General features: G+C 51.4%; 14 protein-coding genes. 5 read left to right on the forward strand and 9 right to left on the reverse strand.

Annotated elements, in window-relative coordinates:
* Positions 1-20: 20 nt before the first annotated feature.
* Both K3T83_RS03610 and K3T83_RS03615 read right to left on the reverse strand, forming a co-directional pair.
* Complete coding sequence (locus K3T83_RS03610) at positions 21-425, reverse strand: MerR family transcriptional regulator (RefSeq protein ID WP_236064806.1); 405 nt, start codon at positions 423-425, stop codon at positions 21-23.
* A 392-nt stretch (positions 426-817) separates the two neighbouring features.
* Positions 818-1,228: a PPOX class F420-dependent oxidoreductase gene (locus tag K3T83_RS03615; protein ID WP_220201612.1), complete on the reverse strand. Its 411-nt coding sequence runs from the start codon at positions 1,226-1,228 to the stop codon at positions 818-820.
* Positions 1,229-1,352: 124 nt separating this feature from the next.
* Here K3T83_RS03615 and K3T83_RS03620 point away from each other — a divergent pair, with 124 nt between their 5' ends.
* From K3T83_RS03620 to K3T83_RS03635, 4 genes are all read left to right on the forward strand, one after another.
* Positions 1,353-1,736, forward strand: a complete 384-nt coding sequence (locus K3T83_RS03620; protein WP_220201613.1) for a winged helix-turn-helix transcriptional regulator — start codon at positions 1,353-1,355, stop codon at positions 1,734-1,736.
* Positions 1,737-1,767: 31 nt separating this feature from the next.
* Positions 1,768-4,464, forward strand: coding sequence for a winged helix-turn-helix domain-containing protein (locus tag K3T83_RS03625; protein ID WP_220201614.1), 2,697 nt, complete (start codon positions 1,768-1,770; stop codon positions 4,462-4,464).
* Between the two features lie 242 nt (positions 4,465-4,706).
* Complete coding sequence (locus K3T83_RS03630) at positions 4,707-5,447, forward strand: DUF4386 domain-containing protein (RefSeq protein WP_220201615.1); 741 nt, start codon at positions 4,707-4,709, stop codon at positions 5,445-5,447.
* 316 nt (positions 5,448-5,763) lie between these two features.
* Entirely contained in the window at positions 5,764-6,819 is a 1,056-nt protein-coding gene (locus K3T83_RS03635; RefSeq protein WP_220201616.1) for a glycosyl hydrolase 53 family protein, read from the forward strand.
* A gap of 99 nt (positions 6,820-6,918) precedes the next feature.
* On the opposite strand, the gene K3T83_RS03640 is transcribed toward K3T83_RS03635, so the two are convergent.
* The 4 genes from K3T83_RS03640 to K3T83_RS03655 all read right to left on the reverse strand — a co-directional run bounded on the left by K3T83_RS03640 (position 6,919) and on the right by K3T83_RS03655 (position 10,556).
* Positions 6,919-7,242, reverse strand: a complete 324-nt coding sequence (locus K3T83_RS03640; protein ID WP_220201617.1) for an antibiotic biosynthesis monooxygenase family protein — start codon at positions 7,240-7,242, stop codon at positions 6,919-6,921.
* Between the two features lie 74 nt (positions 7,243-7,316).
* Positions 7,317-7,952, reverse strand: a complete 636-nt coding sequence (locus tag K3T83_RS03645; RefSeq protein ID WP_220201618.1) for a TetR/AcrR family transcriptional regulator — start codon at positions 7,950-7,952, stop codon at positions 7,317-7,319.
* A 109-nt stretch (positions 7,953-8,061) separates the two neighbouring features.
* Positions 8,062-8,979 carry a VOC family protein gene (locus K3T83_RS03650; protein ID WP_220201619.1) on the reverse strand — a complete coding sequence of 306 codons (918 nt, stop codon included), beginning with the start codon at positions 8,977-8,979 and terminating at the stop codon, positions 8,062-8,064.
* 104 nt (positions 8,980-9,083) lie between these two features.
* A complete protein-coding gene (locus K3T83_RS03655) occupies positions 9,084-10,556 on the reverse strand; it encodes a carboxylesterase/lipase family protein (protein WP_220201620.1) in 1,473 nt (490 codons plus the stop codon).
* A gap of 112 nt (positions 10,557-10,668) precedes the next feature.
* On the opposite strand from K3T83_RS03655, the gene K3T83_RS03660 reads away from it, so the two are divergent.
* Positions 10,669-11,310, forward strand: coding sequence for a CGNR zinc finger domain-containing protein (locus K3T83_RS03660; RefSeq protein ID WP_220201621.1), 642 nt, complete (start codon positions 10,669-10,671; stop codon positions 11,308-11,310).
* A 72-nt stretch (positions 11,311-11,382) separates the two neighbouring features.
* On the opposite strand, the gene K3T83_RS03665 is transcribed toward K3T83_RS03660, so the two are convergent.
* From K3T83_RS03665 to K3T83_RS03675, 3 genes are all read right to left on the reverse strand, one after another.
* Positions 11,383-11,949 carry a P-loop nucleotide/nucleoside kinase family protein gene (locus K3T83_RS03665; protein ID WP_220201622.1) on the reverse strand — a complete coding sequence of 189 codons (567 nt, stop codon included), beginning with the start codon at positions 11,947-11,949 and terminating at the stop codon, positions 11,383-11,385.
* Positions 11,950-12,257: 308 nt separating this feature from the next.
* Positions 12,258-14,690, reverse strand: a complete 2,433-nt coding sequence (cutA, locus tag K3T83_RS03670) for an aerobic carbon-monoxide dehydrogenase large subunit (RefSeq protein ID WP_220201623.1) — start codon at positions 14,688-14,690, stop codon at positions 12,258-12,260.
* Positions 14,690-15,199: a (2Fe-2S)-binding protein gene (locus tag K3T83_RS03675; protein ID WP_220201624.1), complete on the reverse strand. Its 510-nt coding sequence runs from the start codon at positions 15,197-15,199 to the stop codon at positions 14,690-14,692. Before K3T83_RS03675 ends, cutA begins: the two co-directional genes overlap by 1 nt.
* Between the last annotated feature and the right edge of the window lie 11 nt (positions 15,200-15,210).

Genomic DNA, 15,210 nt, shown 5'->3' on the forward strand with positions numbered 1-15,210 from the left:
TAATTTTCCTTCACGATGTGTTATTTCAACTCTTTGGCGATCTCCTGATTCTGGGCAGCGATCTGCTCCGCCAGTTCTGTATCGCCTTTCATCTGTGCATCCCAATACGCAACCTTGCCATCCAGAAAACGCTGCCGTACCCGAAGCAGGCGAATCTCTTCCGCGACTTTCTCGGCATGCGCCTGGAACAGCGCCTTCTGTTCAGCAGCCGATTCGCGACCATGTTCTCGCAACCGAAGATACTGCCGCATATCGTCGAGGGACAGGCCGCTGGCGCGCAGGCACGCAAGCGTCTCCAATCTCCGCGCCATCTCCGCGCTATAACGGCGGTGGCCGCTGCTCCCATCGCGTGGGATCGGCTCGATCAGTCCTATCTTCTCGTAATAGCGCAGGGTATACTCGCTTATACCACTCTGAGCCGCCATTTCCTTGATAGTCAGGGTTGCTTCTGATTGTGTTGTAGTAATATCACTTGACATGCCACTAGTATAAAATACTTAGAGCGCTCTAAGTCAAGCCTGTTTTAACGACATCAGATTTTGGAAATTATTCACGTCGTTTCTTGGAGAAACTAACCAGGAGGTAAGGTTCACGCTACAGGCCATTCAGAATCACCAGGAATTCCCTACTATATTCCGGCCTCGTGTACGAGAAAATGAAGAATAGCTTTAGATATTTTCTTGATGAGGAGATATAACGGCTACTTCTATAGACACTACATCTTCCCATCAAAAAATCATCTATGAGCAAGTACAAGTTCGATACTTCTACCGCACCATAGTATTTCAGATGTCAGAGAAACACAGACAAGCCTCTATCACTCGCTCCAGGGACCGTGTCCGTGAATATGTTCGACGGTAATGCGCGTGATATACCCTGCTGGCGCTCCATCGGGAGCGTATGTTGTACCTGGGGCAATGTATATCTGGGCTAGCTGGTTCAACAATTCGGGGGCACCGCCCTCAGTAATTCTGGCACGACCATTGATCACAAGATAATTATCCAGACCATTCGTTTTTCCACCTGTTGCCATTGAGAGTGCGACCCGGGCGTCACGCTGAATATTCTTCAATTTTTGATAGAAATTGAAGTGAGCACAAACAATTTCATCGCCATCCAGAGCGACCCAAACGACAGAAATTTGAGGGCTGCCATCCTTGTTCAAGGTCACAAGATGAGCAAGATGGCCCTCAGTCAACGCTTGCCGTACTGTATCGTTCAAAATCATCTCGATCAACTCCCTCTCTTGCATTGTTGATAGTAGTAGCAGTATAAATGAGTAATGCTCAGACGAAAAGTAGGCACAATTATGTGTTATAGTATCAAAAAAGGTACTCGTGGAGGAAAATCTGATGCGCAACGAAGTATACCAGTATGGCTGTCCTGTAGAAGCAACTCTTGATGTCATTGGTGGTAAATGGAAAGGAGTCATCCTCTACAAATTGTTGGAACAGCCCAGGCGCTTTAGTGAATTAAAGCGTGAACTTCCCACAATTACGCAAAGAATGTTAACGCTGCAACTACGTGAGTTAGAGGAAGACGGCATTGTGCATCGCGAAATATATAAAGAAATTCCGCCCAGAGTTGAATATTCTTTGACGGACTTTGGCAAGACGCTGAAGCCAATCTTGCTAGCGATGCTCACATGGGGTGATCAATATACCAACCAGATCATCACAAGAAAGTCTGCTCAGGCCACAACCTCTGCTTCTATTGCCGAATCAGCTCGCAGATGAGAGACTCGCCTGATTATTGAGGAGAAGGCAAGTGACGCCAATTTTAGCCACGAAACTGTATATCCCACAGCCTCGACCGAACGCTGTCAGCCGCCCTCGCCTGATTGAACGGCTGAATAAGGGGCAGCACCGTAAACTGACGCTCATCTCCGCTCCGGCTGGCTTTGGCAAAACGACGCTAGTGAGTGAATGGCTTGCCGAAGGCACTCGACCAGTGGCCTGGCTGTCACTAGAACAGGGCGAGAACGACCCTGTACGCTTTCTGACGTACCTCATCGCCGCGTTACAGACACTTGCCGCCGCTCTTGGAGAAGGGGTATTGAATGCGCTCCAATCAAGCCAGCCCCCGCCAACCGAAGTGATGCTAACCTCCCTGCTCAATGAGATCGCCATCATCCAAGGCCAGTTCGTCCTCGTCCTTGACGACTACCACATCATTGATGCCAGACCAGTTGACAGTGCCCTCACATATCTCATCGAACACTTGCCGCCACAAATGCATCTGGTCATTACCACCCGCGAAGATCCTCGTCTACCTCTGGCCAGGTTACGAGCTGGGGGACAATTGACCGAATTGCGCAGCGCCGATTTGCGATTTACCACTGCCGAAGTCGCCGCTTTTCTCAGCCAGGGAACAGGTTTCAGCCTCTCAGCAACAGAGATCGCTCAGCTCGCAGAGCGCACCGAAGGCTGGATAGTCGGTCTGCAACTAGCCGCGCTTTCCATGCAGGGCCATCAGGATGTTTCCGAGTTCATTCGGGCATTCACAGGAGACCACCGCTACATCGTAGACTATCTGGTCGAAGAGGTCTTGCGGCACCAACCCGAATCTGTCCGCCACTTTTTACTCCAGACCGCCATTCTCGAACGACTCAATGGCCCGCTCTGCGATGCCGTTACCGGTCTGGAGAAAGGCAACGAGCAGTTGGAGGCTCTGGAGCGAGGTAACTTCTTTGTCGTTCCGCTCGACGACAAACGCCAATGGTATCGCTATCACCACCTCTTTGCTGAAGTTCTCTCCGCACATCTGATAGCAGAACAGCCCGATCAAGTAGCAACACTCCATCAGCGCGCGAGCAAGTGGTACGAGCAGAATGGCTCAGCGGCAGATGCGATCCATCACGCGCTGGTCGCCGAGGATTTCGAGCGAGCGGCTGCTCTGATGGAATTGGAGCTGCCCGCAATGCAAAGGAATAGACAGGAGGCCACGTTTCTTGACTGGCTCAAGGCGCTGCCCGACAAACAGATTCACTTCAGGCCCGTGCTCTGCGTTGGATATGCCTGGGCGTTACTGGCAAGTGGAGAGTTAGAGGCCGCACATGCCCGACTGCAAGACGCCGAACGCTGGCTGGATACGACAGCAGACGCAAGTGAGCGACCACCATCTACTGAGATGGTCATCGTAGACAAAGAGGGATTTCGCCGTCTCCCAGTTTTCATTGCCGTTTACCGTGCCGCACATGCCCAGGCTTCGGGCGATATCCCCAATACCATAAAATACGCTCGGCGAGTGCTTGATCTCTTACCAGAGGAAGATCATCTTGGACGCGGTGCGGCAACGGCACTTCTGGGACTTGCATTCTGGACGGATGGAGATCTAGAGGCAGCGCACCAGACGTTTGCCAATGGCATAGCAAGCGTACAGATGGCGGGGAACCTCTCTGACGCTATCAGCGGCACACTCGCTCTGGCCGATATTAGAGTTGCGCAAGGCCGTCTCCATGAGGCAATGCACACATACGAGCGTGCTTTGCAGGAGCTGGGCGAATCTGGACTGCGGGGAACGGCAGACCTGTATGTAGGAATGAGCGAGCTACACAGTGAGCAGAACGATCTGCACACCGCCATGCAACTTCTCCTAAAAAGCAAAGAGCTGGGTGAGCGCACGAGATTACCGCCAAATCAGTATCGTTGGTGTGTTGCTATGGCACGAATCAAGGAAGCTCAAGGAGATCTGGAAGGTGCTCTCGACCTATTCCACAAGGCAGAGCACCTGTATAGAAGAGACTTCTTCCCTAATGTACGACCTGTAGCAGCGCTCGTGGCCCGGGTGTGGATCACGCAAGGTAGATTAGGCAAAGCCCTCAGTTGGGCGCGTGAGCAAGGTCTGGAAGTTTCAGACAACCTGAGTTACCTGCGCGAGTTCGAGCATATCACCCTGGTCAGGCTCCTCCTGGCCCGCTATAAAAGCGACCGAGCAAATCACTCCATTCTTGAGGCAATAGGACTTCTGGAGCGTCTTCTGAAAGCAGCGCAATATGGTAAGAGAGTGGGAAGCATCATCGAAATCCTGGTACTTCAAGCGCTCGCCTACCAGATGCAAGGCAACATTTCTACTGCTCTCATGGCGCTGCAACAGGCTTTGCAGCAGGCAAAACCGGAGGGCTACATCCGAATGTTTGTGGACGAAGGCGCACCCATAATAGCTCTGCTGGAAGAGGCGGCCAAACGCGGGTTCGCCACCAACTATGTTCGTCAACTTCTAAGAGCCTCGGGTGCGACCGAAAACAGCACACTCATCAAACAGGATTTAATCGAGCCACTGAGCGAACGTGAGTTTGAAGTGCTTCGGCTACTCAGAACCGACTTGAACGGCCCGGAAATTGCCGACAAACTCATCGTATCCTTGAACACTATACGAACCCACACCAAAAACATTTATAACAAGCTTGGAGTAAACAATCGACGGGCAGCGATCCGGCGAGCAGAGGAACTCAATTTGTTCTAAAAAACACACCTCCAACAAACCTTTCCCTGGTTTATTGAGCCATATGCTGGGCTTTTTCTCTCCATCACAACCTCTCGATAAACATATCACCACATCAATCACTACAAGTGGTGATGTCTTCTCACCACATAAGCTTGTATCTTTTAAAGAAAAGAACGCACACAAATATTCTTGATTTGGGTCATGAACATGAAATGTCAAACTCTGACTATATGACAATTATTCAAAAAGGAGACAAACACATGAATATCACCACACAGACCACAAGCATGGAAGGTGACAAACACGTACATGCTGCCCGGCAAACTGCGACCATCGTTGGAGTACTCTTTATCCTTGCAGCGGTAACAGCAATACTCGGTCTCATTTTCTATAGCCCCATTCTGGGTGGCCCCGATTACCTTCGGCATGGAGCCGAGCATAAAGATCAAATAATCCTGGGAGCATTGATGGAGTTACTCGTCGTCTGCTCAGCGATTGGCACCGCAGTCGGGTTGTTTCCATTTTTACGCAAGTACAATGAGAGTATTGCTCTTGGGTATCTTTGCTTCAGGCTTCTTGAAACCGTGCTCATTACTATCGGCCTCATCTCTATCCTCTCCCTCTTGACCCTCAGTCAGAGCTTTGTGGCAACAGCTCCAAATGCTTCTGCTTTTCAAGCTTCAGGTATTCTCCTCCTTGCAATACATGACTGGACCTTCAAGATCGGTCCCGACTTCATGCTGGGCATCAATACAACAATGTATAGCTATTTGCTCTATAGATCAAGGCTCGTTCCCCGCTGGATAGCAATCATGGGCCTGACCGGAGCAACACTTGTTCTTCTTGCCGCCTTGTTAGAAATGTTCGGTATCATCCTGCAAATATCCTTGTGGGGGATTATTCTCGCACTACCAGTGGCCACATATGAAATGACTTTAGCAGTATGGCTTATCGTCAAAGGCTTCAATCCAGATGCAATTGCCTCCAAGTCCACAGATTGATAGATCCTGAAAGAAGATGGAAAAGTTGGCCCGTGCTACCCATTGACATTTAGCGCTAAACTCATTACACTTATGTATAGGTTTAGCGCTAAACTAAGGATTACTACCCTTGGGGTGAAGATAACAGCATGACCGATCCACACAGGTATGTAGCACTATAATCGGCTCGTTGATTATTATCTGACCCAACCCTCCTATACTGATCCATGCTCCTGCGTCGTTCATGAGGAACGAACAGGCACCAACAACTATTGTTGTGCTGGAAGGGAGAACCAACAGGTAATGCTCCCAGACACTCAGAAAGGACTCTCTCACCATGGCTGATGAAATCAACTTGAAGCAGCATACCATTAACCGCAGAACGTTCCTGAAAGCTGCCAGCATAGGAGCCAGCGCTATCACTTTTGGCAACGCCCTCGCCACTTTCCCCGCAACAGCCGAAGCCGCGACCTTCTATAAAGGTGCCGATATTAGTTGGGTTCCTCAGATGGAGGCCGCTGGCTACTACTGGCTCAATAGCAGTGGAGTCAAAGAGGATATCCTGACGATCCTCAAAGGGTATGGCATCAACGCTATCCGCCTGCGCACCTGGGTCAACCCCTCCACTGATCCAGTCAATGGGCATTGTAGTATAGATGAAACAGCGGCAATGGCAGTACGCTGTAAAAACGCGGGCCTGCCTGTCGATATCGATTTCCACTTTGGCGACACCTGGAACTCGGTGGGTAAACAAAATCCTCCTGCTGCATGGGCCAGCATGACCTACAGCCAGATGCTCACTGCCATGTACAATTATGTCTACCATTCCTGCAATGTCCTCAAATACAATGGTGTTACCCCTGCTTGGGTTCAGATCGGCAATGAGACCAACTCTGGCATCTGTCATCCAATCGGCAGTATCTCGAATCCTGCCCAGATGACCGGTCTGCTCAATGCGGCCTACGCGATGGTCAAGGAGGTATTTCCTTCTACGCCAGTACTAATCCATCTGGCACAGCCTCAGAACTCAAGTTCAATCGAGGCTTTCTTCAATGCCTATACCGCTAACGGTGGCAATTGGGATATCTCGGCCTTCTCTTCTTATGGAAGCGGGAGTTCTACGATCTCTACTATCATCTCTAATATCAACACCTACAAATCTACGTACGGCAAACCAGTGATGCAGGTCGAGTTTGGTGGCCAGGAGAATCGCGCCTCTCGCACGGAAACGGATCTCGAATCCTACATTACTGGCATGAAGAGTATCGGCGGCCTCGGCGTTTTCTACTGGGAACCTGAAGTCTACTCACCCTTCACCGACTATACGATGGGAGCCTGGGGCTCCACTACCTTCGAGCCAACTATTGCTCTGAACGGCTTTCTGAACGCCTAATAATCAATAGGGGGGAGCGCTTCGCGAAAGCGCTCCCCCACATTCTTATCACAAGAGCAACAAATGGTATGGTGAAAAGCACGCGGCTTTCATGCACGATCATTCATTCCTTGCAGGCTCGTCGAGATAAACAACATCGTAGATATGGGGGTCAATATTTGAGGCATACTGACCGAACTGCGCAAAATCTGCTCCATGCCTCTTGAGGAAGGCATCGAAGTCCGCCTGAGATCGCCAGTGGGCATAGTTAATGACACGCGTCCCATCTGTGCTTTTGTGCAATGCGGTTCCAACATAGCCAGGCTCATCCCTTACCTCTTCGGTGAAACGAATCCACAGATTGATAAGCGCCTGCTGCTGCTCAGGAGTCGTATCAAAGACGTTAATCAACGTGATCAGCTCACCCTCTTTGGAAATATACATAGGTTCCTCCTTTTGCATAGAACGAGACATGCGATGTCTCATATCTCCGAGTGCATGAGATGAAAAATACGTGATTATTCAGGTGAACGATGGCTCCAGGCAAAGAGAAGATCCTTCATCGTCTCTCGCAAAAGGGGTTTAACGCGCTCTGGCCCCCCGGCGATACGACGCGACATGGCAAGAGTAATCAGCCCATGTATCAGACCTCGGCGAGCTTCTACCAGATCAGTGAGATCAGCGCGCTCGACGCCTCTTGCTTCGACCCATTGCACCATAGCCTCACGCGCTAAGCTGAAACTTTGTTTGATCTCAACGGGCGTCTCAGGATGTCCATACTTGCCAAAGGAAACCCCGGCTAAACCATGCATCACCTGATACAACTCAGGAGAGCGGAAGGCAAAATCCCAATAGGCGTCTGTCATGGCGAGTAAGCGCTCCTCTGGATCATCTGTTGAAGCAAAGGCTTCCCGCATCACCACCACCAATTGCTCGTAGCCCTGGCGCAACAGAGCAAGGAGAATCGCCTCCTTGCTCTCAAAGTACCCATAAATAGTCGGCTGGCTACACTCAACACGCTCGGCCACTTTGCGGGTTGTGACCGCCTGCCAGCCTTCCTCCGCAGCAATCGCTCGCGCTGCTGCAAGCATGCTTTGCCGAATCTCTTGCCGGATTTCTTGCCGTTCCCGCTCTCTGCGTTGCTTAATCCCCATAGGTATTAGTAATCCATTCACCAATCATTATTCCGATCATCTATCGAGAGTATAATAGACGATCATATGTTTGTCAAGGAGGCAACAACGAGGCAAGAGCCATAGCCGCTTATCTAATCTGTCTGGTGGCATCTTCCTGCTCAAAAAGGACAGCACTGCCACAGGCATCTTCGGGATGAACGATGAGGCGCGAACCTTCATCCTGAAAAGGAACCTGATTTTCCATCAACACTGAGCGCGTCGTGTCCAGATGAGCCACCGCAACAGTAAAACCAACCAGAGAAGGCAACACAGGTGGGACATAGCCAGGAACAATCTTTTCTAGATGCTCAGGGGCAAGAACAAGAACGCGCGAGTGGCCCAGGTGGATCACGGACGTACCATCATGCGGTTCGCTAAGATGTCCCCCGGTATAGCGAACATACTTTGCTGCAATCTCGCCCGGCTCCGTCGTACATACAATGCATTCGGTCACAGCCTTCGCACCATTGCGATGCTGCATGTAGCGTGGTTGCAACACCAACTCCGGGGTGAGATGCTGAGCTATCTGAAGAAGGGCTTCAGGGTTGTCATCTTGCGGGAAATGAAGCGTTCTGGCTTGCATCATCCTCGGTCCTTCCTCTGTCGCCACCAAACGCTGGAAAGGCACAATGGCAGAATGAGAAATGCCCTCCCTATCGAGGCGAGCCGCGACAACATCAAGATTGTCTGCCCCAAAATGCATAACATGCAGTCCCTCATAGCGAGTGAGCGGCCCGTCCAGATCATAGGGACCGCGTTGCTCTCTCGGAATCGCGTCCCAGCGCTTTCTCCTAACAACAGCCAGCACCTCCAGATAATTGTTCTGGAAGATCGCACACCGGTTGGCAACTCCAAGCTCTTCTGGTTCAGCCCCCGGGCGAAGTGGAACCTTCGGGAATGAAAGGGGAGTAAACTGAAAGCCAAGTTGTTCATACCGGGCAATTGTTGCATCCATCTCGGTAACAATCAATCCAATATGATGCAGGATATCAACATCGCCATTCATTATCTTGTCCTTTCTAATAGTTCTACTTCCGCAAAGTAGAACAACACATGCTAATAGAAGTATGTTTCTCTGCGATAAGAACTATCATGGCTAAATGACACTGCTTAAACACGCCAGGAAATGCCCGCCGGATCGCCAACTGGACCGAGATGCGAAGCCCAGCGCATGGTCTGTCTCCCATCCGCTTTATAAAAGGGCCAGGGAACGGATGCCGACGGATCACCTTTTTGTACAAAGCGTATCCAGGCGGCACGAACCGCCCCCGAAAGAGCCGCGAACATGTCTGGGTCTGTTCCCTGTAACATAGGCGCGTCATGCCAGTCGTCGAGATTGCCAAAAACAAATGGCAGTTCCAGACAATGACATGCCTGAAGAGGTGATGTGGGCGGCGACCAATCGAACTGGTAGACAAAGGAGCGAGCACCGGCACCGGAGGCGGCCTCGGCGAATCGCAACGATGGGAAAAGAAAGGTTGTATCCGTTACCAGATCGCTCAACAATGCCGTTAATGAGGCACCAGGCCGCCGGTATCGATAGTGTTCCAGAGCATTGGTGCTTCCTGCAAGTGCGGCAAAGCGTTCGGCAATGAGTGTTTCATCAACTCCACTAGAGAAGAACGCATGGGCTTCCTCTCTGGTCGTGCCAATGATCAGATCGATACCAGCCACACCAGCCCCAGCCGCAGCAGCTTCGAGAAAGCGCTCTGGTGCTGAGATTTCATCGATCACAGGCATGAAAGGCGGGGCAATCTGAGCAAAGTGTGTCGTACGACGGGCAAGTTCGCCCATAGCTTCGATCAGGCGCGTGGGAGTTTCGGCTTTCAGCCGAACAGCAACCTCTTCCGTCTGTCCACGCTCAATCTGTAACAGATCCAGAAAGCGGTTCCCATACTCCAGTGCAGCCGCTTCAGAGAAAGGGGGAAGGCCAGCAGGAGCACTCTGAAGAATGGCTCGTTGGAACAGATTGCGCGTGTCGGGCCATGCGAGCAGGCACATGATCATATGCGCCCCAGCAGATTGTCCGGCAACGGTCACACGATTGGGATCTCCACCAAAGCTGCGAATGTGTTGCTGAACCCATTGGAGCGCCGCGATCACATCAAGCAGACCAGATTTCCCGTCGCTGATCTCTGGTTGATAGAGAAAACCGAGCGGGCCTAAGCGATAATTGACCCCCACAACCACCATATCGCCTTCACGGGAAAGGCGTGTGCCGTCATACCAATCCAGTGATCCTGCTCCACTGAGGTAGCCCCCGCCATGCAACCAGACAAGGACGGGGCGAGATCTGGTATCAAGGGCTGGTGTCGAAATAGTCAACATCAGACAATCTTCGCTTTGCGGACGAGTGAGATCTCCCATCACGTTGCGCAGGCGCGAAGGTGGTTGAGGGGGAATTGGTCCATGCTGGCTCGCGTCGCGCAGACCCGTCCAGGCTGAGAGGGGATACGGCGGTGCAAAACGCCGTTCCCCGAGAGGTGGTTCGGCATATGGGACTCCACGAAACTGGAGTCCCCCAGCATGATGCACACCAAGCAGATCGCCAAGTGCTGTCCTTGCTATGGGTGAAATGGTCATGTTTTCTCCGATCTCGCTCTGTGAACAAGAAGACGTGTGTTCGCCAGACTTTCACATAGCTATGTGATATGCTAAAATGATTTTACATGTAACAATCATAACGAGGAAAGAGGTGACATGTCAAGTGGATTTTACTAATTACACATCGCTTTCTGTCCGCTTTGCGGTTGATCTGGTCAATACCTTGCATCCAGTGACGAATCATGATGCCCTGACAACGAAAGAGGATCTGTTGAGCTTCCTGACAGCACACGAGGAAGTGGTTACGATGAGCGCGCAAGAAGCCCAGGTAGACACGCAAGCCGTGACAAATCTCTATCATGAAGCCGTCCACAGATGGCAGATTACAGAGGATGATGTTGCCCAAGTTCGAGCGGTGCGCGGACCTCTACGGACCGTGTTTGAGCGAGCGGCATCAGATCAACAGGGCATCGCCGCGCTGCTTAATGAACAATTGCGACTCTATGGGGCCACACCGCGCATTAGCTGGCATCATGGCCCTCTCCATCTACATTTTGAGTCGGTCGCAGACGGGGTTGCTCATTGGCTCGCTGTTACAGCCTTGATGGGGCTGGTTGTGGTGCTTTGTGATTATGGAGCGGACCGCTTTGGCATTTGTGCGAGCGAATCCTGTCGTTCCGCTTTCATTGATACCTCAAAGAACACACGCAAACGCTATTGCTCTCTGGCGTGCGCGCACCGGGAAAGCGTTGCGGCGTTTCGGGCGCGGCAGCGTTCCAGTTTAGAAACGTGAGTGGAGTTGTGACTATTCCTTCTGGGATGGTCGAAGCCTTTCACTCGCTTTGCATGGTAGCATTCCACATGCTTATGCATATTCATTGGGGAACGACGGCCAACGCGAGGCCGCCCAGGTAGACCAGGACTCATATCCAGGAGGGGCATCTTCTAGAATGGTATCATTCAGCTCGGCTTCATCCGGTTCGTTTTCGTGAAAGAACACACGCCATTTCGTCAGTTCTTCTTCGCTCATCAGCCATGTCTGGTCCGGCGTCTCTGCAAAGCGGTTTTGGACGCGCTTCCGTTGCGTTTCTGGGTCAATAGGCAAATAAATCACCTGGCTTTTCGCTCCTATTTGCTTGGCGATCCATCTCAGAGATGATCGTTCGTCTTTGCTCCAAAATCCGAAATCCAGGATGACATTGGTATGAAGCTGAAGAGCACGCAGAGCTATCCAGATCAGACGACCTTCCAGGATATCTCGTGTTGCCGGATCGTTTCTTCCAAATAACGACTTCATCCACTCATCAGGGGTCAACCGCAAGGCAGAGGCTTCCACTTCTAATTGCCTGGCTTTTGTGGTCTTGCCAGCCCCTGGAAGCCCTACTATGAGATACAATAGTGCAGGTTCTTTCATCCTTGCATTATGGCACATTGAGAGGCCGTGATGGCAAGTCTATCCGCTCGATTTAGAAATCGCTCTAAAAAAAGCAAAATCCACTCAGACTCAGAAACTGGTTGTGAACCATATGTTGCCGGTTGCCCATTTGGAAAAGACCTCTGTGATCCTGTACGTATCAATTCAATGGTGTTCTCATCGATAGAACTTCCATCCAGACTATGAGCTGCTTGAGAAACATCTACAAATCAAAACAGCCTATGAACTATAATATGCTTCATAAGTATATCAGCATATTATGGACAAAAAATGTCAGGATATGAGTAAAATTTCATGGAGTCTTGTTACTTATCATCAGGTTGAATTTGCTGAGATACTGCCCTTTCCAGTGATTGGACCTCTTGCAGCATTTCATAGAGTTTGCATGGATGCAGTGGCATCTCACGGATGCGCAGGCCAGATGGCGCAAGGGCATCCTCGACAGCCGATGCAAAAAGCGCTGCGACTGGAATAACGCCTGCCTCTCCCGCTCCCTTGACACCAAGAGGGCTGAGCGGCGAAGGAGTCTCGATGTGATCGATGGCGAGAGCCGGAATCTCCGCCGCAGTTGGGATTAGATAATCCATAAACGAGGCATTGAGTGGCTGTCCCTCTTCATCGAAAACGAGCCGCTCAAAGAAGGCTCCACCAATGCCCTGCGCTATCCCGCCGTGTATCTGCCCTTCAACCACCATCGGATTGATGAGCCGTCCACAATCATGCACCGCCGCATATTTTAGAAATGAGACCATACCCGTTGTAGGATCAACTTCAAGGATTGCTCCGTGAACTCCGCTGGCAAAGCTGCCATGTGGGGGGCTGTAAAATCCTTCCGCCTCCAGCCCCGGGCCTCCTCGCTCCGCTGGTAATGCCGGACCTGGACGTGCATCGGCGAGGTTCATCGCTGCTAGTTTACGAGCATTCTCACCATAGGCATAGCGCAGAGGATTCGCTTTGATCGCCATCTGGCCGAGCGTCAGGCTACGATGGGGAGCATCTTTGACGTAGACCTTGCCATCTGCAAGCTCAATATCAGCGGGAGCAGCCTCAAACACATCGGCGGCAAGCAGTTTGGTTTTTTCGCGCACCTTTGCCGCAGCTAAGTGCATAGCGGAACCGGCAACCGTCCCGGCACGACTGGCAAATGTTCCGGCACCCCAGTTGAACGCCTGAGAGTCGCCAGTTGTCACTATCACATCCTCTGGCTTGATACCGAGTTGATCCGCCACAATCTGTGCAAAGACTGTCTGATGAGATTGCCCCTGTGTCGTGACCCCTGTTGAGGCATAGACGCGTCCATCGGGTTCCACGCGCACATGCGCGCCCTCATAGGGTCCAATAGCGGTTCCTTCGACGTAATAGCCAACGCCGATACCAAGATAGCGACCCTGCTTTCTTGCCTCTGCCTGTTTTGTCGGAAACGTATCATAATCCAACATAACCTTGAGCTTATCAAGCCCGGCCTGATAATTGCCGCTGTCGTACGTCGTTGGGCCGCCATCCTGGTAGGTCAAACCGACGTCCCAGGGAAACTCATCGGGCTGAATAAAGTTGCGAGAACGTACCTCCAATCGATCCAGAGCAAGCTTCTGGGCAATCCGATCCATGATGCGCTCCATCACAAAAACAGCATGTGGTCGCCCCGCACCACGATAGGGGCTGACAGGCACTTTATTAGTATAGAGGACGGTGAACTCGCTGTAGTAATGCCTGAGTCGATACGGTCCCGGCAACGAGCAGGCAGTAATAATAGGAACAATAATGCCATAGGGAGTGTAAGCGCCTGTATCGTGGAGGAAGATATCGCGCACTGCGAGCAATACGCCCTGATCATCAAAAGCATATTCGACATCGTGAACCTGACCACGTTCCTGGTTTGCAGAGATAAAATTCTCACGTCTATCCTCGATCCACTTCACAGGTTTGCCCAATCGGAGCGATGCAAAAGGCGTGAGGATCTCTTCAGGATAGAACAGCATGATCTTCGTTCCAAAGCCTCCCCCAACATCAGGAGCGACCACACGCACCTTATGCTCTGGCAAATGAAAGATAGCGGCTAGCCCATTACGAATCGGAATAGGTGCCTGTGTCGAGATCCAGCAAGTCAGCATCTTCTCATATACATCCCAACGGGCCACCACGCCTCGACATTCCATCGGCATCGCAGCCGCCCGTTCCATTGTCAGCCTTTCGCGTTGAACGTGAGGAGCGCTGGCAAAGACCTCATCAGGATTTCCTACGACTTGCGCAAGATGAGCTGCGATATTGCCCTCAACATCTGCATGTACCAGACAGGTATCTGGTGCTGAGGCAACCTCCAGATTATGGACAACGGGTAGCGGCTCGTATTCAACATCGATCAATTCGAGCGCATCTTCAGCGATATAACGACTCTCCGCTACAACGAACACCACCGCCTCACCAACATAGCGCACTTCATCGCGGGCTAAGGGGAGCTGTGTGCGCGGCTGAGTCAAGGCTTGATGAGGGATCAGCAGCGGCGATGGTTCCAGAACATCACCCAGATCAGCAGCCGTGAGTACGAGGTGAACACCTGAGAGGGTAAGGGCAGCACTGACATCGATGTGCTTTATGCTCGCCCGAGCATAAGGGCTGCGTAAAACAGCCGCGTGGAGCATGCCGGGCAGATCGATATCATCGACATACATTCCCTGCCCTCGCAGAAGACGAGGATCTTCGTTGCGCTGCACGGGAGCGCCAAACCAGCGTGTTGTCATTATCCACCTGCCTCCTGTTCGTGTAAATACGAGGCTGCGAGTTTGACCGCCTCTACGATATTCTGGTAGCCAGTGCAGCGGCAAAGATTACCAGAGAGACCATGACGAATCTCTTCTTCCGTCAGTTCAGGGGTTTCTCGCAAGAGTGCATGGACGGACAGAATGATACCAGGAGTGCAAAACCCGCATTGCAGACCGTGTTTTTCTTGAAATGCGCGTTGAATGGGATGCAATGGCTCATCATCTCCAGCCAGTCCTTCAATTGTCGTTACCGCTTTTCCATCAACCTGGACTGCCAACATGAGACAGGAGCGCACAGCTTCACCATCTAACAGGACAGTACAACATCCACAAACGCCATGCTCACAACCAACATGCGTTCCCGTGAGATGCAGTTCGTGGCGGAGAAAATCTGAAAGCAACAAACGTACTGGCACTTCTCGTTTGTACTGTTGACCATTAACAGTTATTGCTATCGTACGAACCTCATAAAAGACCTGCTCACTCATACCTATCCACC

The sequence above is a fragment of the Reticulibacter mediterranei genome (assembly GCF_016587455.1).

Excerpts from the sequence above, each read along its gene's own strand:
- K3T83_RS03640 (WP_220201617.1), bottom strand. The coding sequence starts at position 7,242 with ATGTATATTTCCAAAGAGGGTGAGCTGATCACGTTGATTAACGTCTTT.
- K3T83_RS03615 (WP_220201612.1), bottom strand. The coding sequence starts at position 1,228 with ATGATTTTGAACGATACAGTACGGCAAGCGTTGACTGAGGGCCATCTT.
- K3T83_RS03650 (WP_220201619.1), bottom strand. The coding sequence starts at position 8,979 with ATGAATGGCGATGTTGATATCCTGCATCATATTGGATTGATTGTTACC.
- cutA (WP_220201623.1), bottom strand. The coding sequence starts at position 14,690 with ATGACAACACGCTGGTTTGGCGCTCCCGTGCAGCGCAACGAAGATCCT.
- K3T83_RS03675 (WP_220201624.1), bottom strand. The coding sequence starts at position 15,199 with ATGAGTGAGCAGGTCTTTTATGAGGTTCGTACGATAGCAATAACTGTT.
- K3T83_RS03610 (WP_236064806.1), bottom strand. The coding sequence starts at position 425 with ATGGCGGCTCAGAGTGGTATAAGCGAGTATACCCTGCGCTATTACGAG.
- K3T83_RS03665 (WP_220201622.1), bottom strand. The coding sequence starts at position 11,949 with ATGTGCCATAATGCAAGGATGAAAGAACCTGCACTATTGTATCTCATA.
- K3T83_RS03620 (WP_220201613.1), top strand. The coding sequence starts at position 1,353 with ATGCGCAACGAAGTATACCAGTATGGCTGTCCTGTAGAAGCAACTCTT.
- K3T83_RS03630 (WP_220201615.1), top strand. The coding sequence starts at position 4,707 with ATGAATATCACCACACAGACCACAAGCATGGAAGGTGACAAACACGTA.
- K3T83_RS03645 (WP_220201618.1), bottom strand. The coding sequence starts at position 7,952 with ATGGGGATTAAGCAACGCAGAGAGCGGGAACGGCAAGAAATCCGGCAA.
- K3T83_RS03655 (WP_220201620.1), bottom strand. The coding sequence starts at position 10,556 with ATGACCATTTCACCCATAGCAAGGACAGCACTTGGCGATCTGCTTGGT.
- K3T83_RS03635 (WP_220201616.1), top strand. The coding sequence starts at position 5,764 with ATGGCTGATGAAATCAACTTGAAGCAGCATACCATTAACCGCAGAACG.